We start from the raw sequence: 21,648 nt of genomic DNA, 5'->3' as shown, positions 1-21,648 counted from the left end.
GACGGGACCGGAACGGGCCGGCGAAGGCCCGACGGGGCGCAGGCCGGGGCGCGGTCCGGCGCCGCGCCGGCGGGCGGAGGCGCCGTCGGGCGGGTCCGGGCCTGCCGGAGCGGGGGCGTGACGGGCCGCATCAGGTGCGCCTCCGGGCCCGCTGGCGGGAGATGGTGCGGGCGTCGAGGCCGGACAGGCCGCGTACGGCCACGTACGCCTTCTCGTGGGTCGGCAGCGAAACGCGTCCGCGCAGCACGGCCTCGGGTTCGCGCTCGATGCGGTCCAGCAGCCGCCGGTAGATGCCGGCCATCGCGGCCACGCAGGCGCCGCTGCGCCGGTCGAGCATCGGCAGCAGCCGGTAGCCCTCGGTGAACAGGGCCCGGGCGCGCCGGACTTCGTGGTGGACAAGGCCGGCGAAGTCGGAACCGGCGGGGGCCCGGCCGCCCGTGAAGCCCTCGGAGCAGCCGAACTTGGCCAGGTCCTCGGCGGGCAGGTAGGTGCGGCCGTTCCCGGCGTCCTCGCGGACGTCGCGCAGGATGTTGGTGAGCTGGAGGGCCAGGCCCAGGGTGTCGGCGTACTCCTCGGCGTGCTCGCCGGGGCCGACGGTGCCGAACACGCCGAGCGAGAGCCGGCCGATGGCCCCGGCGACGCAGCGGCAGTAGGCCTTGAGGTCGTCCCAGGTCTCGTACTCCTCGCCGCGGACGTCCATCAGGACCCCGTCGATGAGTTCGTCGAGGCCGCCGAGCGGGATGGGGAAGCGGCGGGCGGCGTGCGCGAGGGCGACGGCGACGGGGTCGGTGTCGTCCTCGTCGATCTCCCCGGCCCGGATCCGGCCGAGGACGGCGCGGGTCTCCTCCAGGCGGGCCAGTTTGGCCTCGGGGGCGAGGGTGCCGTCGCCGATGTCGTCGACGCGCCGCGAGAAGGCGTACAGCGCGGACATCGCCTGCCGCTTGTCGGTGGGCAGCAGCCGGATGCCGTACGCGAAGTTGCGCGCCTGGGTTCCGGTCACGGCCTCGCAGTAGCTGTAGGCGGCGAGCACCGGGGCGGACGGTGCGGACGCGTGGTTGGGGCCCTCCACGTGCGGGCTCACCCCTTTCTCGGCGCTGTGCGCAGGACGGCGGCCACCTCGCGGAGGAGGAGGCCGCGGGTGGGCTTGGGCGGGCCGGGCAGGACGTCGAAGCCGGCGGCGGTGATCGCGCGCAGGGCGGCCCGCCCTCCGCCGACGAATCCCGCGAGCAGCAGGCGCAGCCTGCCGTGGACGCTGCCCACGAGCGGGGTGCCCTCGTCCAGGAGTCCGTACGCGCGTTCCGTCTCGAAGGCGATCAGGGAGCGGACGGAGGCGCCGGCGGTGGGGGCCTTGAGGTCGGCCTCGGTGACGTGGAAGCGCCGCATGTCCTCGGCCGGCAGGTAGATCCGGTCGCGGCCGAGGTCCTCGGCGACGTCCTGGAGGTGCTCGACGATCTGCAGGGCGGTGCAGATCGCGTCGGAGCGGCGGATCCGCTCGGGGGTGGAGGTGCCGGTGAGTTCCAGGACGAGGCGGCCCACGGTGTTGGCGGAGAGCTCGCAGTAGCCGAGGAGTTCCGCGTACGTGGCGTAGCGCGCGACCCGCTGGTCCTGGCGGTTGGCCTCGATGAGCCCGAGGAAGTGCGCGGGGCTGAGGCGGTGCTCGCGGGCGACGGGCTGGAGGGCGAGCATCAGGGGGTGGCGCGGGGGGCCGTCGGTGCCGCCGAAGACGCGCAGCAGGTCGGCCTGGAGGGCGTCGAGCATCGCGGGGCGGTCGTCGGCGGCGGCCGGGTCGAGGCCGAGGAGGACGGCGTCGCGGCCGCCGGGGGCGAGGTCGCCGTCGCCGATGTCGTCGACGAGGCGGGCGAACCCGTAGACCGCCATGAGGCCGTCGCGCCAGGCGCGGGGCAGGAAGGCGGGGGCGACGGGGAAGTTCTCCGAGGCGGCCTTGGCGAGGGTGGCGTCGCCGGTGTCCGGGGCGGGGGCGCCACCGGGGGCCGGGGCCGACGGGTGACGGAGGCCGTGCCCGGGGGTCACCGCCCGCCGCCCGGGGCCGGGACGGCCGCTGTGCCTGGGGGCCGCAGAATTCCCGTAGCCATTGCCGTCACGTCTCCCGTTCTACACTGCCGACCCAAGTCATCCCATTTCGGACACGCCGTGGAGTTTACCGGGGAGTATCCCGGGCGAACCGGCTGCGGGGAATCGTCCCCTCTTGGCGCGATTGAGAACTGGTCCAGCTTACGCTGTACAACACCGCAGGGGCCTATCGGGTGGTCACCACGCCCGGAATGTCGGCCGCCCGGCGAGGCCCCGTCCGCACGGCGAGGCCCCCGCCGCGGGAGGGGCAGGGGCCTGGCGTTGCGCAGGGGCGGCCCGTCAGTGGCCGCTGGCCTTCTCGTACGCCGAGACGACCTCTTCGGTGGGCCCGTCCATGAGGAGCTCGCCCTTCTCCAGCCACAGCACCCGGCTGCAGGTGTCGCGGATGGAGTTGTTGTTGTGGCTCACCAGGAAGACCGTGCCGGCCTTCTCCCTCAGCTCGCGGATGCGCGCCTCGGAGCGGACCTGGAACTTGCGGTCGCCGGTGGCGAGCGCCTCGTCGATCATCAGGACGTCGTGGTCCTTGGCGGCGGCGATCGAGAACCGCAGGCGCGCGGCCATGCCGGAGGAGTAGGTGCGCATCGGCAGGGAGATGAAGTCGCCCTTCTCGTTGATCCCCGAGAAGTCGACGATGTCCTGGTAGCGCTCCTTGATCTGCTCGCGGGTCATGCCCATCGCGAGTCCGCCGAGGACGACGTTGCGCTCGCCGGTGAGGTCGTTCATCAGCGCGGCGTTGACGCCCAGCAGCGAGGGCTGGCCGTCCGTGTAGACCTTGCCGGACTCGCAGGGCAGCAGGCCCGCGATGGCGCGCAGCAGGGTGGACTTGCCGGAGCCGTTGGAGCCGATGAGGCCGATGGCCTCGCCCCGGTAGGCGGTGAAGGAGACCCCGCGCACGGCGTGGACCCGGCGGACGCCCGGGGCGTCGCCCTTTCCGCGGCGGAGTATCTTGCTCAGCGCCGCGGTGGCGCTGCCCTTGCCGGAGCTGCCGGTGTTGACGCGGTACACGATGTGCACCTCGTCGGCGATGACGGTGGGCACGCGGCCCTCGGTGATGTCAGCCACGGCCGTAACGCTCCTCAGCCTTCCAGAAGTACACGAAGCCGCCGACGCCGATGACGACGGCCCAGCCGACCGCGAAGGCCCAGACGTGCGGCGGGAGGTTCTCGGCTCCGTAGTCCTTGATCAGGGCGTAGCGGACCAGGTCCATGTAGATCGCCGCGGGGTTCCACTGGAGGACGTCCGAGATCCAGGCGGGCTTGTCCTTGAGCATCGTGCTGATCGAGAACATGACGCCCGAGGCGTACATCCACGTGCGCGTGAGGAAGGGCATGAGCTGCGCGAGGTCGGGGGTCTTGGACCCCATGCGCGCGAAGATCAGGGCGAGGCCGGTGTTGAAGCCGAACTGCAGCACCAGCGCCGGGACCACCAGCAGCCAGGACAGCGCGGGGTAGTTCCCGAAGGCCACGGCGACGATGAGCACGACGATCATCGAGTACAGCAGCTGCTGGAGCTGCTGCATCGAGAAGGAGATCGGCAGCGAGGCGCGCGGGAAGTGCAGCGCGCGGACCAGGCCGAGGTTGGTGGGGATCGCCCGGACGCCCGCCATCAGGGAGTTCTGGGTGAAGGTGAAGACGAAGATGCCCATCACCAGGAAGGGGATGTAGACGCTCTTCTCCATGCCGCGGCCGGCGTTCAGGATGAGCCCGAAGATCAGGTAGTAGACGAGGGCGTTCAGCAGGGGGGTCGCCACCTGCCAGATCTGGCCGAGCTTCGCCTGGCTGTACTGGGCCACCAGCTTGGCCCGGGAGAAGGCCATGATGAAGTGGCGCCGACCCCAGAGCTGCCGCACGTATCCGCCCAGGCTGGGCCGCGCGCCACTGACGGACAGGCCGTACTTCCTGGCGAGCTCCGCGGGGCTGAGCCCCGCGTCGTCGGACGGCGGCTTGCTCGTGGCGAGGGCGCCGTCGTGGGTTGTGTCACTCACAAGTTGAAACTTTCCGTCTTCAAGATGCGGCAGGTGGGGCATCGGGGCTGGTGCGCCGGACCCGTGATCGGGGCCCATGGTCCCAGACGCGAGCTTCTCAGATGACAGGCGGTCGGCCCAGTCGCGTCAGCCGCCAGACCGTACGCCACCTCATGGGGCGCCGGGGACCGCAGGGGGTGGTCCAGCCCTCCTTGAACCCGCCGAACCAGGCCTTGAGCGCCGGCGCCGAGGGCCTGCGCACGAGCGTCAGCGCGAGCCAGACGCCCAGGTAGACCGGGACCAGCGGGGCGGGCAGGTTGCGGCGGGCCAGCCACACCCGGTTACGGGCCACCATACGGTGGTAGACCGCGTGCCGGGAGGGGGCGGTGGTCGGGTGCAGCAGCACCATGTCCGCGCGGTAGTCGATCAGCCACCCCGCGTCGAGGGCCCGCCAGGCCAGGTCGGTCTCCTCGTGGGCGTAGAAGAACTCGGCCGGCAGGGTGCCGACCTGCTCGAAGACCTTCGTGCGGACGGCGTTGGCGCCGCCCAGGAAGGTGGTCACGCGGGAGGAGCGCATCGGGTCGGAGGCGCGCAGCCGGGGGACGTGGCGGCGCTGGGTGGCGCCGGTGTCCGGGTCGGCGATGCGGAAGCTGATGATCCCGAGCCGGGGGTCCTCGGCGAAGGCCTGCCGGCACAGCTCGGCGGTGTCGGTGCGCTCCAGGAGCCCGTCGTCGTCGAGGAAGAGCAGCACGTCCACGTCGTGGCCGCCGGGGCCGAAGGCCTCGATGCCCACGTTGCGGCCGCCGGGGATGCCCAGGTTCTCGGGCAGGTGCACGGTGCGCACGCCGTCGGGCAGGCCCGTGACCTCGACCCCCTGGCCGACGACGACCACCTCGACGGGGTCGCCGTCCTGCCGGGCCACCGAGTCGAGGAGCGCCTTCAGCTCGTCGGGGCGGTTGCCCATGGTGATGATCACCGCGCCGACGCGCAGCGGGGCGCTCACCGCAGCCTGCTCGATACGAGGATGGACACCAGGTGCAGCACCGTCTGGAGCAGCGCGATGCCGGCGAGGACGGCGACGCCGAGGCGGGAGAAGAACAGGTCGCCGCGGAGCTGGTCGAGGACCGCCAGCACCAGGATGAGCAGCGAGGCCTCGATCCCGAGGACCAGGCGGTGGAACTTCAGCGCGGCGGCGGCCCGGCGGGCCAGGGCCATGCCGGAGGAGCGCGGCTCGGCTGCGGCGTCCTTGACCACGGGGAGCCCGCCCTGGTGGCGGGCGACGCCGACCAGGTCGGTCTCGGCCTTGATCAGGATCGCGCCGAGCGCCGCGAGGGTGCCGAGGAAGGCCCACAGCCAGTCGATGCGGCCGCCGCCCCACAGGTCGGCGGCGCGCAGTCCGAAGCCGACGAGGACGGCCGCGTCGCACAGGTAGGCGCCGACGCGGTCCAGGTAAACGCCGGAGAGCGAGAACTGCTTCTTCCAGCGGGCCACCTCGCCGTCGACACAGTCGAGCAGCAGGTACAGCTGCACGGCGACCACGCCGAGGACGGCGCCCCACACGCCCGGCACCAGCAGGGCGGGGGCGGCGAGGACGCCGGCGAGGGTCATCACGTAGGTCAGCTGGTTGGGCGTGACGCGGGTGGTGACCAGGAGGCGGGTGATGCGCAGGGAGATCTCGCGCATGTAGAGGCGGCCGCCCCAGTGCTCGCCACTGCGCCGGTCCTTGACGCCCGCCGGGTGAACGACGGGGCGCAGTTCAGCTACGGATGGTCTGGGCATAGTCGGCGTAAGCGTCCCTGATCTCGGCTGCGGACAGGTTGAGGTGCTCCAGGATCGTGAACCGTCCCGGGCGGGTCTGGGGGGCGTACTCCACGGCCGCGGTGAACTCCTCGGTGCTGAACCCGATCTCCTCGGGCAGCACCGGCAGGCCGTGGCGGCGCAGCACCTCGACGAAGAGCCCGGACTGCTCGCGGGCGCCGCGCAGGTGCATGGCGAAGGCGGCGCCGATGCCGACCTGCTCGCCGTGGAGCGCGGAGCGCCCGGGGTAGAGCAGGTCGAAGGCGTGGCTGATCTCGTGGCAGGCGCCGGACGAGGGGCGGCTGTCGCCGCTGATCGACATGGCGATGCCGGAGAGCACGAGGGCCTCGGAGAGCACGGTGAGGAACTCGTCGTCCCCGCAGCCGCCGGGGTGGCGCAGCACGGACTCGCCCGCGGTGCGGGCCATGGCGGCGGCCAGTCCGTCCACGGCCTCGCCGGTGACCTTGTGCGAGAGCTCCCAGTCGGCGATGGCCGAGATGTTGGAGATCACGTCGCCGATGCCGGCGCGGACGAAGCGCGTGGGCGCCTCGCGGATCACGTCGAGGTCGATGACCATCGCGATCGGCGTGGGCACGCCGTAGGAGCCCCGGCCGTTGTCGTTGTCCAGGATGGACACCGGGGAGCAGATGCCGTCGTGGGAGAGGTTGGTGGCGATGGCCACCATGGGCAGCCCGACCCGCGCCGCGGCGTACTTCGCCACGTCGATGATCTTGCCGCCGCCCAGGCCCACGACGGCGTCGTAGCGGCGGCCCTTTATGTCGTCGGCGAGCTTGACCGCCGAGTCGATGGTGCCGTCGACGACCGGGTACCAGTCGGCGTGCGGCAGGGCCTGCTCCAGGCGGGCGCGCAGCGCCTGCCCGGAGCCCCCGCTGATCGCGATCGCGAGCCGGCCGGACGCGGAGATCCGCTGGTCGGCGAGGATGCCGTCCAGCTTGTCCATCGCCCCGCAGCTGATGTCGACGACGACCGGCGAGGGGATCAGCCGCGTCAGTACTGGCATGCGATCGTCCGGCCCTTGGCGAGGTCGTCGTGGTTGTCGATCTCGACCCACTTCACGTCGCCGATGGGGGCCACGTCGATGGTGAAGCCGTCGTTGACGAGCTGCTGGTAGCCGTCCTCGTAGTAGAGGTCGGGGTCGCGCTCGAAGGTGGCCTTGAGGGCCTCGGCGAGGGCCGCGGCGGCCTCCGGCTCGATGAGGGTGACGCCGATGTACTCGCCGGTGGCGTCGGACGGCTCCATGAGCTTGGTGATCTTCTGCACGCCCTTGGCGCCGTCGACGACGACCTTCATCTCCTCGTCGGCCAGGTTCTTGACCGTGTCGAGGGCGAGGATGATCTTCTGGCCGTTGCCGCGGGCGGCGAGCAGGGTCTTCTCGACGGAGACCGGGTGGACGGTGTCGCCGTTGGCGAGGATCACGCCCTGCTTGAGGACGTCACGGGCGCACCACAGGGAGTAGGCGTTGTTCCACTCCTCGGCCTTGTCGTTGTCGATCAGCGTGATCTTGACGCCGTACTTGGCCTCCAGGGCCTCGCGGCGCTCGTACACGGCCTCCTTGCGGTAGCCGACGACGATCGCGACCTCGGTGAGGCCGACCTCGGCGAAGTTGCCCAGGGTCAGGTCGAGGACGGTGAGGCTGTCCTCCTGCCCTTCGGGACCGACGGGCACGAGGGCCTTGGGCAGGGTGTCGGTGTAGGGACGCAGACGGCGTCCGGCACCGGCAGCGAGTACAAGGCCGATCATGCGGGTTCTCCTTCGTCGTGTACGGCGGGTGCTCCGGCGGAGACCCAGAAGCGGATGCTCTCCACGAGCACCACCAGAGCCACGAACACGGCCACGGCCGTGAGCGCGACGGGGAACGCGTCACGGGCGAGGACGGCGGCCAGGACCACGGTCAGCAGGACCCTGCCCTCGTGACCGCCGGTCGTCCGCACCAGCCAGTGCGGGGGAGCGCCCGAGCCACCGCGGATGCGGTAGACCGTGTCGTAGTGATGGTAGGCGACCGCCGCGACCAGTCCGAATGCGGCCGGAACGGCCCCGGGGACGTCCGCCTTGACGGCGAGGACGAGGACGGTGACGTACTCGCCGAACCGGAACAGCGGCGGGATCAGCCAGTCGAGCGGGCCCCTGAGCGGCGTGGAGACCGCAGCCCCCGAGAGGAAGACGTAGAGCCCCGCCGTCGCGATCAGCGAGGTCGAGCCGAAGTCGCGGACCAGGGCCCCGCCGGCCATCACCACGGCCGCCCCGGCGGCCATCGGCAGGGCGGCGGCCGAGGCCCGCTTGCCCGGGCGCGGGGCGCCGGTCCAGGCGAGCACGCCCGAGTCCGCGAGGTCGGCCAGCGCCCGTGCGGCCCGGTCGGTCCTCTTCGCCTTGCGGGTCACCGAGCGCAGGACGCGGCCGGCGGTGGTGTAGAGCGCGCCGAAGGCGCAGCCGGCCAGCAGGGCGTAGAAGACGATCCGGGGGCTGGTGACGGCGGTCAGGACCGCGATCATCGCCCAGCGCTCGCCGATCGGCAGGATGATCATCCGCCGGACCCAGACGGTCCAGCCGACGCTGTCGAGCCGGCCGGAGAGGGCGGCGGTGGGGCTCGTGTTCGCCGTGGCGTCGTGGTTGGCCTCGTTGAAGGAGAAGTCGACCACGTGCCGGCAGGTCATCAGGACCATCGAGCCGAGCGCGAGCGCCCAGACGTCGTCCCCGTTCCGGGCGGCGCCGAGCGCGAGGCCCGCGTAGAAGGAGTACTCCTTCACCCGGTCGAAGGTCGCGTCCAGCCAGGCGCCCATCGTCGAGTACTGGAGCGAGTAGCGGGCGAGCTGCCCGTCGGTGCAGTCCAGGACGAAGGAGACGAGCAGCAGCACGCCGGCGACGACGTAGCCCCAGCGCTCGCCGGTGGCGGCGCAGCCCGCCGCGAGCAGCGCGGTGAGCAGCGAGGCGGTGGTGACCTGGTTCGGGGTCAGGCCCCGGCGGGCGCACCAGCGGGCGATGTAGCGCGAGTACGGGCTGATGAAGAAGGTGGTGAAGAACCCGTCGCGGGACTTCACGGCGGTGCGCAGCCGGACGGCCTCGTCGTCGACGGCCGCGACGGCGGCCAGCGCCTCGGCGCGCTCGGCCTCGCCGGCCGGCACGGCGGCGACCAGGGTGCCGAGCTCGGGCCGCTGGACGGTGGTCCCGGCCGCCTCGACGGCGGCGGCGAGCCGGTCCGCGTACGGGCCCTCCCCGTCCGGGGCGAGCGCCGCGGCCCGCTCCAGGGCCGCGCGGGCCCCGGCCTGGACGGCGAAGGCGCCAGTCACGGCGCAGGCCTCGAAGCGCGGGTCGGTCAGCGCGAGGCGCAGGGCGTGCGGGTGCCCGACGAAGCCGCTGTCGACGACGGCGACCCGCTGGCCGGCCGGTACGGCGGCCAGGGCCCCGGCGGTGTCTTCGGGTGCGGGGACCGGGCGGACGTCGAACCCGAGCGAACGGAGCTCGTCTTCAAGCGGTGATCCGGGGACCGGCAGGCCGGTGAGGATGACGGTCGACAGACGAACTCACTCCTTGCAACGAACATTCCGGGCGGGCGCCCCGTGGGCGGCTGCAGAAAGCACGGCGGCACGGCGGCTGCGGCTGTCGGCAGAGGCTATCGGATGAATGGAAGGCGCCATTCATCAGCCGTTCAGCCCCCTCCGGTCCGGTTTGGGGCCGGATGTTAAGGTGGACGCCGACTCGGACCGTGGAAGAGGTGGATGGATGACCGTCGTGGCGATCGCTGCCGTGCGCGGCGAACTCCGGTACATCCCCCTGTCTTCCCGGGCGTCCGGCCGGGCCTGATCCGCCACACACCGATCGGCCCCGTCGGCCGGAGCCCCCTTTCCGAGGGTTCACGTTGACCGACCTCACCGAGCACACACACGCCGACGACTCCCGCGCCGACGCGGTCTTCGCGGCGTTCATGGAGCTGCACCACGGGCTGCCCCGGCAGTCCCCCGGCTCCGACACCACCACCCGGCGGCTGCTGTCCCTGTGCGGACCGCTGCCCGAGCGGCCGCGCGTCCTCGACGTCGGCTGCGGTCCGGGCCGCAGCGCCCTGCTGCTCGCCGCCGAGGCGGGCGGGTCGGGCCTCGCCGAGGTGACCGCCGTCGACCTCCACGCGCCCTTCCTGGAGGAGCTGCGCACCGCCGCGCGGGCCCGCGGGCTCGACGGCCGGGTCGCCGCCGTGCGCGCCGACATGGGCGCGCTCCCCTTCGCGGACGGCTCCTTCGACCTCGTGTGGGCGGAGGGCTCCGCCTACCTCCTCGGCTTCGACCGGGCGCTCGCGGAGTGGAAGCGGCTCCTCGCACCCGGCGGCCGGCTCGTGCTCAGCGAGTGCGAGTGGACCGCCGCGGAGCCCTCGCCCGGAGCGCGGGCGTTCTGGGACCCGCAGTACCCGCTGCGCTCCGCCGCCCGCAACACCGCGGCCGTGCAGGCGGCCGGCTACCGCCTGCTGGGCGGCTTCCTCCAGCCGGACTCCGACTGGGCGGAGTACTACGGGCCCCTCGGCGAACGGGCCGCGGCGGCCACCGCCGCCACTCCGGCCGAGGCGGCCGCGCTGGCCTCCGTACGCGAGGAACTCGCCGTACGGGAGCGGCACGGCCACGAGTACGGCTACCGGAGCCGGGTCCTGGCCCCGGTGACCGCCGGCGGTGCGGGCCGTCAACCTGGCGGCCTTCGGCACCCCGCTGGAGGCTGATCTCGTGGACGCGTTGCGCGCCGACGCGTCCTGACTGCCGGGGCTCTCGTACGTGGCCGGGGGTCCGGACGGGAGGGTGACGGCGCACACCCTGCCGACCCGGTGCGAGGTGGACGGCGTACCGGCGCTCGCGCTCGCCCCGGTGGCCGCCGATCCCGCGCTCCAGCGCTCGGGCGCGGGCAGCGCGGCCGTACGGGACGATTCCGTTCCGGTGCCGGCGGGCACGATCACGTATCCGTCCCCGTTCGGGATCTGAGTCACCGGCCGACCGTCCGCCCCCGCCGTGTATCACGCGGCGGCGGGCGGACATGCGCGGATGGCCGAAGTGGGGACAAGCCTCTTTTGTACGGCAGACTGAAGACCGAAGTCCGAAGCGAAGGATGGGTATGCCGACCACATCAGCCACTGACGCCCACAGCAGCGCGTCCGCCGGCACCGGCGCTCAAGAATCGATCATGCTCGAACTGGTCGACGAGTCCGGCAACACCATCGGCACGGCGGAGAAGCTCTCCGCCCATCAGGCCCCCGGTCTGCTGCACCGGGCGTTCTCCGTGTTCCTCTTCGACGAGCAGGGCCGGCTGCTGCTCCAGCAGCGCGCCCTCGGGAAGTACCACTCCCCCGGCGTCTGGTCGAACACCTGTTGCGGTCACCCCTACCCCGGCGAGTCGCCGTTCGCGGCGGCGGCCCGGCGCACCCACGAGGAGCTGGGGCTGTCGCCCTCGCTGCTCGCGGAGGCGGGGACGGTGCGCTACAACCACCCGGACCCCGCGTCGGGGCTGGTGGAGCAGGAGTACAACCACCTGTTCGTGGGACTGGCCCAGGCGTCGCTGAACCCGGATCCGGAGGAGGTCGGGGACACCGCCTTCGTCACGGCCGAGGAGCTGGCGAAGCGGCACGCGGAGGTGCCGTTCTCGGCCTGGTTCATGACGGTGCTCGACGCGGCGCGCCCCGCGATCCGCGAGCTGACCGGCGACGCGGCCGGCTGGTAGCCGCTCCGCCGTTCGGGTGCGGTGCCGGCCCGTCGGCGGGCCGGGGTCTCAGAGGGGCCGGGCCGGGGCCGTGAGCGGCAGGGCGGCCCAGATCACCTTGCCGCCGGTGGAGGTGTGCTCGACGTCGCACACCCCGCCGGCCTCCAGGGTGATCTCGCGGACCAGGAGCAGACCCCGGCCGCCGGTCTGGCCGAAGTCGGCCTCCAGCGCCTTGGGGCGGTACGGGTGGTTGTCCTCGACGGCCACCCGTACCCACTCCCGGCCCACCGCCACCTCGACGGCCACCTCCGGGGAGAGCAGGGCGGCGTGCCGGACCGAGTTCGTCACCAGCTCGGAGACGATCAGCAGCAGGGAGTACACGAGGTCCTGCGTGGCCGGCACTCCCTGGCGGCCGAGCAGGTCGCGGACCGCCCGGCGGGCCTGCGGAACGGATTCTTCTACCGCGGGCGCAGTGAAGCGCCACACCCCCTCGTAGGTGAGGGGGTCGGCCGGAGCCGACGTCTCACCTCCCCTGGCCTGCGGGATGCTCCCGCTGTCGTCCATCTTCCGGCCCCCGTCTTCGCGCTCGATCGTCTCCACGCGACAAGAGTGGCGAGCAGCCTGGTCCGGACCGCTCCGCTGACCAGAAGTCAGCAGCAATCGGACACTTTCTGACCACTGGCGTATGACAGAGTCAGTTGTTGGACGATTCCTGATCCCGCACGCTCCGCTTGGCAGCGTCTGTCTCATCTGCTCCGTCCTCCCTGACCAGGCCGAGGACCCGGCGGGCGCCCATGCCCACCGCCACCAGGCTCAGCCCGTCGAACAGCAGGGCGAGGGAGAAGAAGGTCCCGATCACGTACAGACTGCTGCCGGGCCACTCCGCGAGGATCAGCACGCCGAGCAGGACGCCGAAGGCGCCCTGGACGAGGGCGAGCCCGAAGTTGGAGCCGCGGACCACCAGGGAGCCCGCGAGGCGGAACACCCCGCCGGTGAGGAAGAGCAGCGCCGCGAACATGGTCAGCGCCTCGGCGCTCGCCGCGGGGCGGCGCAGGATCACGAAGCCGGCGGCGAGGTTGATCGCGGCGACGATGACGGCGAGCCAGAAGTACTTGCTCTTGCGCGACTGCACGGCCTGCACGAGGCCGACCACGCCGCCGATCAGCAGCAGCCAGCCGAAGAGGAACATCGAGGTCAGGGTGGCCACCCCGGCATAGACCAGGCCCACCAGCCCGGCCAGCACGAGGATCACCCCGAGCAGCGCCAGCAAACCGAAGCGCCGGTTGAGCCTGCTCTTGTCCTGCTGCTGCTCACTGCGGTCGGCGCCCATGGGCGTGCCACCTCCTCGCACCCCCCGGGGACGGAGTCCCCTTGATCATAGGATCGTCGCCCCGGGATAGCATCCGGCGCATGGACGCAGCCCTCCACCACACGGTCGCCGACGGGGTGGCCACGCTCACCATCTCCCACCCCGCGAAGCGGAACGCCATGACGGCCGCGATGTGGCGGGCCCTGCCGGAGCTGCTCCCGGGACTGGCCGCCGACCCGGCCGTACGGGTGCTCGTCCTGACCGGGGCCGGGCCGACGTTCTGCGCGGGCGCCGACATCTCCTCCCTCACCGGGGACGAGGACCCGCAGGCCCTCGCCGTGGCGGCGGAGGAGGCCCTGGCCGCCTTCCCGAAGCCGACGGTGGCGGCGGTCCGCGGCTTCTGCGTGGGCGGCGGCAGCCAGCTGGCGGCGGCCTGCGACCTGCGGTTCGCGGAGGAGGGGGCGCGCTTCGGGGTGACCCCGGCCAGGCTGGGCATCGTCTACCCGGCGTCCTCCACCCGGCGGCTGGCCTCGCTGGTCGGGCCGGCGTGGGCCAAGTACCTGCTGTTCTCGGCGGAGCTGATCGGGGCCGAGGCCGCGCTGCGGGCCGGGTTCCTGAACGAGCTGCTGCCGGCCGGCGGACTGGACAAGCGGGTGGCCGAGTTCGCCCGGATCCTCACCACCCGGTCGCAGCTGACGCAGGCCGCGGCGAAGGAGTTCGCGGATGGGCGGACCGACCGGGACGCGTACTGGAGCGGCCAGGCCGCCGCGAGCGGCGACACCGCCGAGGGTGTCGCCGCCTTCCTGGAGCGCCGGGAGCCCGACTTCAGCTGGCGCCCCGCTCCATCAGGGGATTAGCGGCACGCAGCCGGGCGACGATCTCGGCCGGGGCCTTGTCCGGGGAACCGGCGTCGTAGGGCGGCTGGGGGTCGTACTCGCACATCAGCTGCACGGTCTGGGCGTACGCGTCCCCCGCGATCCGGCCGAGCAGTCCGAGCCCCATGTCCAGGCCGGAGGAGACCCCGGCGGCGGTGACGTACTTCCCGTCGAAGACCACCCGCTCCCCGGTGGGCTCGGCGCCGAAGGGGACCAGCCGGTCGAGGTAGAGCCAGTGGCAGGCCGCCCGGCGCCCGTCGAGGAGCCCGGCGGCGGCGAGGAGCAGCGAGCCGGTGCAGACGGACGTGGTCCAGGTGGTGGTCGCGTCGACGGAGCGGAGCCAGTCCAGGACGGCGGGGTTCTTCATCTCGGTCTCGGGGTGCGGGCCGCCGGGGACGATGACGATGTCGGGGCGGGTCACCTCGTCGAGGGCCTTCTCGGCCACGAGGACCGCCGCACCGTTGTCGGTGCGGACGGGCCCCTTGCGCTCCGCGACGAACACGGTCTCGGCGCCTTCCAGACGGCTGAGGGTCTCGTAGGGGCCGATGGCGTCGAGGGCGGTGAAGCCGTCGTAGAGCAGTACGGCGATCTGCATGTCTCTTCTCCTGAGGGTTGCTGTGACGGTGGGCGGGGCGTCCGCTGTGGCGCCCCGGTCACGGCGGGGCGCCGAAGCGGCGGCGGTATTCGGACGGGGGCTGGCCCAGGGTCCGGAGGAAGGCGCGGCGCAGGGCCTCGGGGGTGCCGTATCCGCACTCGCGGGAGATCTGCGAGACGGCCTCCCCCGACTCCTCCAGCAGCCGCCGCGCGTGCTCCACCCGCACCCGCTCGACGTACCGCCCCGGCGTCACCCCCGTCTCGGCCTGGAAGGCCCGCGCGAAGTGCCTCGGCGACAGCGCCGCGCGGGCGGCGAGGGCCTCCACGCTCAGGTCCCCGTCGGGGTGCTCGGTGATCCACTGCTGGACGTCCCGCAACGGCTCCCGCCGCGCCGTCTGCGCCGCGAGCTGCGCGCTGAACTGCGCCTGGTTCCCCGGCCGGCGCAGGAAGACCACCAGGTGCCGGGCGATCAGCAGCGCCACGTCCCGCCCGAGGTCCTCCTCCACCAGCGCCAGCGCGAGGTCGATCCCGGCGGTGACCCCGGCCGAGGTGGCGACCGGGCCGTCCCGGACGTAGATCGGATCCGGTTCCACCTCCACCCGGGGGTAGTCCCGTGCCATGCGCTCGCACACCGACCAGTGCGTGGTCGCCCGCCGCCCGTCCAGCAGCCCGGCCTCCGCCAGCAGCAGGCCGCCCGTGCAGACGGACACCAGCCGCCCCGCACGACCCCCGTACGCGCGCAGCCAGTCCGTGATCCGCGGTTCGAAGTCCCCCGTGAACCGGCCTCCGGGCACCAGCAGGGTGGTGTCAGGGCCGGGGCGGGCGCCCTCCAGGTCCCCGTCCGGGAGCAGGGTCAGCCCGCTGCCCGTCCGGACCGGACCGCCCCCGGGGGAGACCGTCCGGACCGCGTACCCGCCGTCGTCCGGGCGGCAGCGGCCGGCCCCGTCGAACACCTCGACGGGGCCGGTCACGTCCAGGCTCTGGACCCCGTCGTACAGGACGACCAGCACGTTTCGCAGCGGCATGCCTCCATGGTGTGACGCCCTCGCGGATGGCCGCAATGACGGGTATCCCACCTATCCGGCCATCGGGCGGGGCCCGTGCGATCCTTGGCCGGTCCCCGTGAGCCCCATCCGGAGTACCGTCCTGAACACCGTCCTCGCCGAATCCCTGTCCTGCGCCCTGCTGCTCCTCGTCCTGGCCGCCGCCGTGGTGCGCCCCCGCGGGCTGCCCGAGGCGGCCGCCGCCGTACCGGCGGCCGGGCTGCTCGTCGTGCTGGGGGTGGTGTCGCCGGCCGACGCGTGGGAGCAGCTGCGCGGGCTGCTGCCGGTGGTCGGGTTCCTGGCCGTGATCCTGGCCCTCGCCCAGCTGTGCGCCGACGAGGGGCTGTTCCGGGCCGCGGGCGCCGCCGTGGCCCGGCGCGCGGCCGGGCGGGGGGCGGCGGGGCTGCTGGGCGGGGTGTTCCTGGCGGCCTCGGCGGTGACGGCCGTACTGAGCCTGGACGCCACGGTGGTGCTGCTGACCCCGGTGGTGCTGGCGACGGCCGCCAGGCTGGGCGCCCGGCCGCGCCCGCACGTGTTCGCGACCGCCCATCTGGCGAACTCGGCCTCGCTGCTGCTGCCCGTCTCCAACCTGACGAACCTGCTGGCCTTCACCGCGAGCGGGCTGACCTTCACCCGGTTCGCGGCGCTGATGACCCTGCCCTGGGCGGTCGCGATCGGGGTGGAGTACGCGGTGTTCCGCCGGTTCTTCCGGGCCGACTTGACGGCGGAGCCCGAGCACGTGCCCGGGGCGGCCGAGCCCGCCCCGCTCCCCCGGTTCGCGCTGGCGGTGCTGCTGCTGACCCTGGCGGGCTTCGCCGTGGCCTCCTTCGCGGGGGCGAGCCCCGCCTGGGCCGCGCTGGCCGGGGCGGTGGCGCTGGGCGTACGGGCCCTGTGGCGCCGGGAGACCACCGCGCGGCGGCTGGCGGCCTCCACCGCGCCGGCGTTCTGCCTGTTCGTCCTCGCCCTCGGGGTGGTGGTCCGGGCCGTGGTGGACCACGGGCTCGGCGACGGGCTGGAGTGGCTGCTGCCCGACGGGGACGCGCTGCCCACGCTGCTGGCCGTGGCCGGGGTGGCCGCCGTGCTGGCCAACCTGATCAACAACCTCCCCGCCGTCCTCGCCCTGCTCCCGCTGGCCGCGCCGGCCGGGCCGGGCGTGGTCCTGGCCGTGCTGATCGGGGTGAACATCGGCCCCAACCTCACGTACGCGGGCTCGCTGGCCACCCTGCTGTGGCGGCGGATGCTGCACGCGCACGGCGAGGACGTACACCTCGGGGACTTCACCCGCCTCGGGCTGCTCACCACCCCCGCCGCGCTCGCGGCGGCTGTGGCCGCCCTGTGGGCCGGACTGCGCCTGATCGGCGGGTAGGCCGGCGGCGCGCCGATAGGATCGGGGCATCATGACTGCAACCCTCGTCGCCAAGAACCTCACCGCCGCCCACGGCGAGCGCACGCTCTTCGCCGGCCTCGACCTCGTCGTCGCGCCCGGCGACGTCATCGGCCTCGTCGGCGTCAACGGCGCCGGGAAGTCCACCCTGCTGCGGCTGCTCGCCGGGCTGGACACCCCCGAGACCGGTGAGCTGCGGCTCTCCCCGCCCGGTGCGGCCGTCGGCCACCTCCCGCAGGAGCCCGAGCGGCGGGACGGGGAGACGGTACGGGACTTCCTGGCCCGCCGTACCGGGGTCGCGGCCGCGCAGGCGGCGCTGGACGAGGCCACGCAGGGGCTCGTGGACGGCACCCCGGGCGCCGACGACGCGTACGCGGAGACCCTCGACCGCTGGCTGAACCTGGGCGGCGCCGACCTGGACGAGCGGGCCCAGGAGACCGCGGACGAGCTGGGCCTGGCCGTGAGCCTGGACCTGCCGATGACGGCCCTGTCCGGCGGCCAGGCCGCCCGCGCCGGACTCGCCTCCCTGCTGCTGTCCCGCTACGACGTGTTCCTCCTCGACGAGCCCACCAACGACCTGGACCTCGCCGGTCTGGAGCGGCTGGAGCGGTTCGTGACGGGGCTGCGCGCGGGCACGGTCGTCATCAGCCACGACCGCGAGTTCCTCACGCGCACCGTCACCAAGGTCCTCGAACTCGACCTGGCCCAGCAGCAGATCAACCTGTACGGCGGCGGCTACGAGTCGTACCTGCAGGAGCGCGCGCGGGCCCGCAGCCACGCCCGCGAGGAGTTCGAGGAGTACGCGGACAAGAAGGCCGCCCTCGAAGGCCGGGCGCAGATGCAGCGCAACTGGATGGACAAGGGCGTGCGCAACGCCCGCCGCAAGTCGAGCGACAACGACAAGATCGGCAAGGCGCTGCGCGGCGAGTCCAGCGAGAAGCAGGCCGCCAAGGCCCGCCAGACGCAGCGCGCGATCGAGCGGCTGGAGGTCGTCGAGGAGCCGCGCAAGGAGTGGGAGCTGCACATGGAGATCGCGGCGGCCCCGCGCTCCGGCTCGGTGGTCGCCACCCTGCGCGAAGCGGCCGTCAAGCGCGGGGACTTCTCCTTCGGCCCGGCGAGCCTGCAGATCGACTGGGCGGACCGGGTCGCGATCACCGGGGCCAACGGCGCCGGCAAGTCCACCCTCCTCGCGGTCCTGCTGGGCCGGCTGGTCCCGGACTCCGGCTCCGCGACGCTCGGCTCGGGCGTGCTGGTCGGCGAGGTCGACCAGGCGCGCGGGCTGTTCCTCGGCGAGGAGCCGCTGCTGGAGGCGTTCTGCGCGGCGGTCCCGGACACGGCGCCGGCGGAGGTCCGTACGCTGCTGGCCAAGTTCGGCCTGAAGGCGGCGCACGTGCTGCGCCCGGCGGCGACCCTCTCCCCGGGCGAGCGCACCCGGGCGGCCCTGGCGCTGCTCCAGGGGCGCGGGGTGAACCTGCTGGTCCTGGACGAGCCGACGAACCACCTCGACCTGCCGGCGATCGAGCAGCTGGAATCGGCCCTGGACGCCTACGAGGGCACCCTGCTGCTGGTCACCCACGACCGCCGCATGCTGGACGCCGTCCGGGTGACCCGCCGCCTGGAGGTCGCCGACGGCAAGGTCACCGAGCTCTGAGCCCTACGGGCCGGGCACCCCTAGCCGTGGCCCCCGTGCCTGCGTGGCTTCTGCGGGTCCTCGGTTCCGGGCCGGTCGAGGCGGCTGGCCTCGTCCGTGTCCTCGCGCCGTACGGGGCCGGGTGCCGGCGCGGGCCGGGGCGCGGTCCGCTCGGCGTGGGGTTTGCGCTGCCGCTGTGCGTCGTCGTCGCCGTGGAGCGGGACTCCGCCCGCGCCGCCTTGCTCGTCCATGTCAGTCCTCCTCCGCCCCCGCACCGCCGGCCCCCCTCGTCCGGCGGCTGCCCGGACGGCGGCCCCGCAAACCGGCCGGGGCTCAGCCGGTCGGACGGGCCGGGGGCCTGCGCTTGCGGGGCATCCGGGCGGCCACGAAGGCGCGCGGGAGGTGGCGGGCCGCGAAGGCGTACGCCTGGTAGCGGCGGCCGGTGATGCTGACGGGGCGGCGCAGGGCGAGGTCGCGCAGGGCCTTGGCCACCACGGCCTCCGGCTCCAGCCACACGGCGTCGCGCAGGGCGCTGACGTCCATCCCGGCGCGTTCCTGGAACTCGGTGCGGGTGAACCCGGGCACCACCGCCAGGACCCGGACCCCGTAGGGCTCCATGTCGATGCGCAGGGACTCGCTGAAGGCGGTGACCCAGGCCTTCGCGGCCCCGTACGTGCCGGTCGGCAGCAGTCCCGCGACCGAGGAGACGTTGAGGACCGCGCCCCGGCGGCGCTCCCGGAGCCCGGGCAGCAGGGCGTGGGTGAGGCGGAGCGGGACCTTCACCAGGAGGTCGAGCATCCGCTCCTCGTCCTCGACGGGGTTGTACGGGTAGGGCGCGGGCAGCCCGAACCCGGCGTTGTTGACGAGGACGTCCACGGGCCGCGCGGTGTCGGCGAGCCGGTCGGCGACGGACCGGCAGCCGGCGGGGTCGAGGAGGTCGGCGGGCAGCACCTCGCAGTCGGTACCGAAGTCCCGGCCGAGTTCGGCGGCCACGGCCTCCAGCCGGGTCTTGTCCCGGGCGACGAGGACCAGGGCGCAGCCCTTGGCGGCGAAGCCGCGGGCGAAGGCGGCGCCCAGGCCGGCGCTGGCCCCGGTGATCAGAACGGTGGTGGTCAAGGGCGGTTCACTTCCTCGGTGTTGCGGATGGTGCCGGTGGTTCAGGTGGCGGCGGGGCCGGGGGCGAAGGCGGAGGTCTCGGGCGAGGCGTAGGCCTGGGCGACGTCCACCAGGAAGCGGGCCTCGTCCGCCAGGCCGCCGCCCTCCGCGGAGGTCTGCATCGCGGCCGGCAGTTCCAGGGCGGTGGCGCGGGCGGGCTGCCCGGGCAGCCCGGCGAGCTTCGCCCGGCGCGCCTCCTTCAGTACGCAGGCCAGCGCGGCCGCCGTGTGCCGCTGCTCGGGGATCCGGCTGCCGGCGACGTGGCCGCGCGCGAGCTCGGGGACGCCCGGGGCGACGTACTCGCCCAGGATCAGGATCGCGTCGCGGGTCTCGATGACCTTGCGGTAGACGAGCAGGTTGCGCGGCACCGGCGGCCAGAGCAGCTCCAGCAGCCGTCCGGCGCGGGGCCGGGAGAGGACCACGTGCGGGACGGCCTGGACCAGGTCCCGCCACAGCGGCCACAGCCGCCAGGCGGTGGCGGTGTCGGTGAGGGTGTGGCGCAGGGTGAACAGGGTGGGCACGAGGATCGCGGCGGCGCGCAGCAGGCCGTGCAGGTTCATCAGCAGCGGCAGGGCGGGCGTCGCCCAGGTGCCGCCGAACAGGGCCTTGAGCAGGTACGCGAACCAGAACAGCCAGGCCAGCCCGGTGCCCAGGCCGAACAGCCGCAGTCCGGCTGCCAGGCCCCGGCTCTCGGAGCGGCGGCTGTAGCGCCAGCACACGTACACGCAGATGGTGTTGGCGATCAGGTGGGCGGAGATCAGCACGAGCCAGTACGGCAGGGAGGGCACGGGGGCGCCGGAGGGCGGGATGGTGTGCGTGCCGTGCCGGGGCGCGGCGGCGTCCAGGGCGACGAGGGTGGTGAGCCAGAGCAGGGCGCCCGCCCAGGAGGCGAGTTGGAGCCTGCGCCCCCGGGTGGCGGCGGCCACGAAGTAGAGCACGGCGCCCGCCGACAGGACGCCGATGAGGTTGCGGGTGAGGCCGATGGTGTGGGCGTAGGAGGCCTCACGGCGCATGGCGTACGCGACGACGTCCGGCAGGTTCAGGGTCATCGCCGCGGCGGCGGTGGCGACGGCGAGCCACAGACCGCGCTGCTGCGGGGAGCGCAGGGCGCCGGGGGCCCGCAGCAGGACCGCGATCCACAGGCACGCCACGCTCGGGACGGCCAGCCGGTCGCCGAAGGCGGCGAGTTCAGCTGCCGTCACGGTGGCCCCGCTCGTACGCGTCGTACCCCATGGCGGACTCCAGCCGGGCGAGGGCGCCCCGGGGGCCGGGGGCGGGCCGGGAGTGGCCGGCGCCCGAGGTGCGGATGCGGATCATGCTCGCGAGCATCTCCGCCTCCTGCTCCTGGCGGGTGGTGTAGTTGGTGCGGCCGAGGACCACGGGGGCCATGCCGTCGTTCTCCTCGCCCTCCAGGGAGTGGTGGCCGAAGAGGATGTGGCCCAGCTCGTGGAGGACGATGTGCTCGCGGTGCAGGGGGGTGGTGTGGGCCTCGTAGAAGACGTAGTCCACGGTCTCGGTGCCCACCCACAGTCCGCAGACGCCGGATTCGGCGGCTTCGCGGGGCAGGGGGTGGAGGCGGATCGGACGGCCGCGCCGCTCGGCGATGCGGGTGCACAGGGCGTCCAGGGAGAACGGGTGCGTCAGATCCATGTGACCGAGAATCATCTCGCACCGTCTGCGCAGGCTGAGATTCCGGTAGGGCATGTGTTCCCTCTTCGGACCCTTTCTCGGGCAGCGTCGGTAGGCGTGGGTGGGCATCGGCATAACGTCCTGTGCCTTGAGGCGGCCTCGGGAGTGCGGTCCCGGAGGGGGAAACGCGGAACGCCCGTCCGCGCGAGACGAACGGGCGTTCCACCATGCCTACCGATCACGTGAGGGAGTTGGCAAGGACGGGTCCTGCGCGGGGGCCTTATCCGGCCACACCTGCCGGTCCCGCGGGCCCTGCCGATTGCCCCGGACCGGCCCGCTACCTGCGCTTTCCCCCCTTTTTGCCGCTACCGCTTGCGGCGGTCCTCCCGGTCGCCTCCGAGGCCGGCCCGGCGCAGGGCGTCGGCCATGGCGCTGTTGGCGGGGGCCGGGGCGCCGGAGCGCTGGCCTCCGCCGCCGCCCTGGCCGCCCTGGC

22 protein-coding genes and 1 pseudogene are annotated in these 21,648 nt (G+C 73.5%); 6 read left to right on the top strand and 17 right to left on the bottom strand.

What is annotated here, in order from left to right:
- Positions 1-130: 130 nt before the first annotated feature.
- The 9 genes from hpnD to AB0F18_RS31195 form a co-directional block, all read right to left on the bottom strand.
- The gene (gene hpnD / locus AB0F18_RS31235) at positions 131-1,069 is read right to left on the bottom strand and encodes a presqualene diphosphate synthase HpnD (RefSeq protein ID WP_362066711.1); all 939 of its coding nucleotides are present in this window, start codon (positions 1,067-1,069) and stop codon (positions 131-133) included.
- A gap of 8 nt (positions 1,070-1,077) precedes the next feature.
- Complete coding sequence (gene hpnC / locus AB0F18_RS31230; protein ID WP_362066709.1) at positions 1,078-2,031, bottom strand: squalene synthase HpnC; 954 nt, start codon at positions 2,029-2,031, stop codon at positions 1,078-1,080.
- Positions 2,032-2,370: 339 nt separating this feature from the next.
- Entirely contained in the window at positions 2,371-3,153 is a 783-nt protein-coding gene (locus tag AB0F18_RS31225) for an ABC transporter ATP-binding protein (protein WP_362066707.1), read from the bottom strand.
- Positions 3,146-4,075 (bottom strand): ABC transporter permease, encoded by a 930-nt coding sequence (locus AB0F18_RS31220; protein WP_362066705.1) that lies wholly within the window; start codon positions 4,073-4,075, stop codon positions 3,146-3,148. The genes AB0F18_RS31225 and AB0F18_RS31220 overlap by 8 nt, the downstream gene beginning before the upstream one ends.
- 97 nt (positions 4,076-4,172) lie before the next feature.
- Positions 4,173-5,057, bottom strand: coding sequence for a glycosyltransferase (locus tag AB0F18_RS31215; protein WP_362066703.1), 885 nt, complete (start codon positions 5,055-5,057; stop codon positions 4,173-4,175).
- Entirely contained in the window at positions 5,054-5,833 is a 780-nt protein-coding gene (locus AB0F18_RS31210; protein WP_362066701.1) for a CDP-alcohol phosphatidyltransferase family protein, read from the bottom strand. The genes AB0F18_RS31215 and AB0F18_RS31210 overlap by 4 nt, the downstream gene beginning before the upstream one ends.
- A complete protein-coding gene (locus tag AB0F18_RS31205) occupies positions 5,811-6,872 on the bottom strand; it encodes an iron-containing alcohol dehydrogenase family protein (protein WP_362066699.1) in 1,062 nt (353 codons plus the stop codon). Before AB0F18_RS31205 ends, AB0F18_RS31210 begins: the two co-directional genes overlap by 23 nt.
- The gene (locus AB0F18_RS31200) at positions 6,860-7,612 is read right to left on the bottom strand and encodes a phosphocholine cytidylyltransferase family protein (RefSeq protein ID WP_362066697.1); all 753 of its coding nucleotides are present in this window, start codon (positions 7,610-7,612) and stop codon (positions 6,860-6,862) included. The genes AB0F18_RS31205 and AB0F18_RS31200 overlap by 13 nt, the downstream gene beginning before the upstream one ends.
- On the bottom strand, positions 7,609-9,156 hold the full coding sequence (locus AB0F18_RS31195) for a DUF5941 domain-containing protein (protein ID WP_362066695.1): 1,548 nt from the start codon (positions 9,154-9,156) through the stop codon (positions 7,609-7,611). Before AB0F18_RS31195 ends, AB0F18_RS31200 begins: the two co-directional genes overlap by 4 nt.
- A gap of 51 nt (positions 9,157-9,207) precedes the next feature.
- Here AB0F18_RS31195 and AB0F18_RS31190 point away from each other — a divergent pair, with 51 nt between their 5' ends.
- The 3 genes and pseudogenes from AB0F18_RS31190 (at position 9,208) to idi (ending at position 11,557) form a co-directional block, all read left to right on the top strand.
- Positions 9,208-9,345 carry a hypothetical protein gene (locus AB0F18_RS31190; RefSeq protein ID WP_362066693.1) on the top strand — a complete coding sequence of 46 codons (138 nt, stop codon included), beginning with the start codon at positions 9,208-9,210 and terminating at the stop codon, positions 9,343-9,345.
- 446 nt (positions 9,346-9,791) lie between these two features.
- A pseudogene (locus tag AB0F18_RS31185) lies at positions 9,792-10,824 on the top strand (methyltransferase domain-containing protein).
- Between the two features lie 130 nt (positions 10,825-10,954).
- Positions 10,955-11,557, top strand: a complete 603-nt coding sequence (gene idi / locus AB0F18_RS31180; protein WP_362066691.1) for an isopentenyl-diphosphate Delta-isomerase — start codon at positions 10,955-10,957, stop codon at positions 11,555-11,557.
- Between the two features lie 48 nt (positions 11,558-11,605).
- Here the strand turns inward: idi and AB0F18_RS31175 are convergent, their stop codons facing one another.
- Together AB0F18_RS31175 and AB0F18_RS31170 are read right to left on the bottom strand one after the other, a co-directional pair.
- Positions 11,606-12,136, bottom strand: coding sequence for an ATP-binding protein (locus tag AB0F18_RS31175; RefSeq protein WP_362066690.1), 531 nt, complete (start codon positions 12,134-12,136; stop codon positions 11,606-11,608).
- A 94-nt stretch (positions 12,137-12,230) separates the two neighbouring features.
- On the bottom strand, positions 12,231-12,866 hold the full coding sequence (locus AB0F18_RS31170) for an HdeD family acid-resistance protein (RefSeq protein ID WP_362066689.1): 636 nt from the start codon (positions 12,864-12,866) through the stop codon (positions 12,231-12,233).
- An 80-nt stretch (positions 12,867-12,946) separates the two neighbouring features.
- Between AB0F18_RS31170 and AB0F18_RS31165 the strand changes: the two genes are divergently transcribed.
- Positions 12,947-13,702 carry an enoyl-CoA hydratase/isomerase family protein gene (locus tag AB0F18_RS31165; protein WP_362066688.1) on the top strand — a complete coding sequence of 252 codons (756 nt, stop codon included), beginning with the start codon at positions 12,947-12,949 and terminating at the stop codon, positions 13,700-13,702.
- Here AB0F18_RS31165 and AB0F18_RS31160 read toward each other — a convergent pair.
- Both AB0F18_RS31160 and AB0F18_RS31155 read right to left on the bottom strand, forming a co-directional pair.
- Positions 13,671-14,315 (bottom strand): DJ-1/PfpI family protein, encoded by a 645-nt coding sequence (locus AB0F18_RS31160; RefSeq protein ID WP_362066687.1) that lies wholly within the window; start codon positions 14,313-14,315, stop codon positions 13,671-13,673. The genes AB0F18_RS31165 and AB0F18_RS31160 overlap by 32 nt on opposite strands.
- Positions 14,316-14,373: 58 nt before the next feature.
- On the bottom strand, positions 14,374-15,339 hold the full coding sequence (locus AB0F18_RS31155) for a DJ-1/PfpI family protein (protein ID WP_362066685.1): 966 nt from the start codon (positions 15,337-15,339) through the stop codon (positions 14,374-14,376).
- A 121-nt stretch (positions 15,340-15,460) separates the two neighbouring features.
- Here AB0F18_RS31155 and AB0F18_RS31150 point away from each other — a divergent pair, with 121 nt between their 5' ends.
- Positions 15,461-16,723: an SLC13 family permease gene (locus tag AB0F18_RS31150; protein WP_362066713.1), complete on the top strand. Its 1,263-nt coding sequence runs from the start codon at positions 15,461-15,463 to the stop codon at positions 16,721-16,723.
- Between the two features lie 31 nt (positions 16,724-16,754).
- Complete coding sequence (locus tag AB0F18_RS31145; RefSeq protein WP_362066683.1) at positions 16,755-18,392, top strand: ABC-F family ATP-binding cassette domain-containing protein; 1,638 nt, start codon at positions 16,755-16,757, stop codon at positions 18,390-18,392.
- 20 nt (positions 18,393-18,412) lie between these two features.
- Here AB0F18_RS31145 and AB0F18_RS31140 read toward each other — a convergent pair whose 3' ends face one another.
- The 4 genes from AB0F18_RS31140 to AB0F18_RS31125 form a co-directional block, all read right to left on the bottom strand.
- Positions 18,413-18,622 (bottom strand): hypothetical protein, encoded by a 210-nt coding sequence (locus AB0F18_RS31140; RefSeq protein WP_362066682.1) that lies wholly within the window; start codon positions 18,620-18,622, stop codon positions 18,413-18,415.
- A gap of 82 nt (positions 18,623-18,704) precedes the next feature.
- Entirely contained in the window at positions 18,705-19,487 is a 783-nt protein-coding gene (locus AB0F18_RS31135) for an SDR family oxidoreductase (protein WP_362066680.1), read from the bottom strand.
- 41 nt (positions 19,488-19,528) lie between these two features.
- Positions 19,529-20,728, bottom strand: coding sequence for an MAB_1171c family putative transporter (locus AB0F18_RS31130; RefSeq protein WP_362066678.1), 1,200 nt, complete (start codon positions 20,726-20,728; stop codon positions 19,529-19,531).
- Entirely contained in the window at positions 20,715-21,176 is a 462-nt protein-coding gene (locus tag AB0F18_RS31125) for a hypothetical protein (RefSeq protein WP_362066676.1), read from the bottom strand. Before AB0F18_RS31125 ends, AB0F18_RS31130 begins: the two co-directional genes overlap by 14 nt.
- Positions 21,177-21,648: the final 472 nt, after the last annotated feature.

Source organism: Streptomyces sp. NPDC029216 (assembly GCF_040648015.1).
In the GTDB taxonomy this organism is placed as follows: domain Bacteria; phylum Actinomycetota; class Actinomycetes; order Streptomycetales; family Streptomycetaceae; genus Streptomyces.
This window is presented reverse-complemented; position numbering and strand designations above follow the sequence as displayed.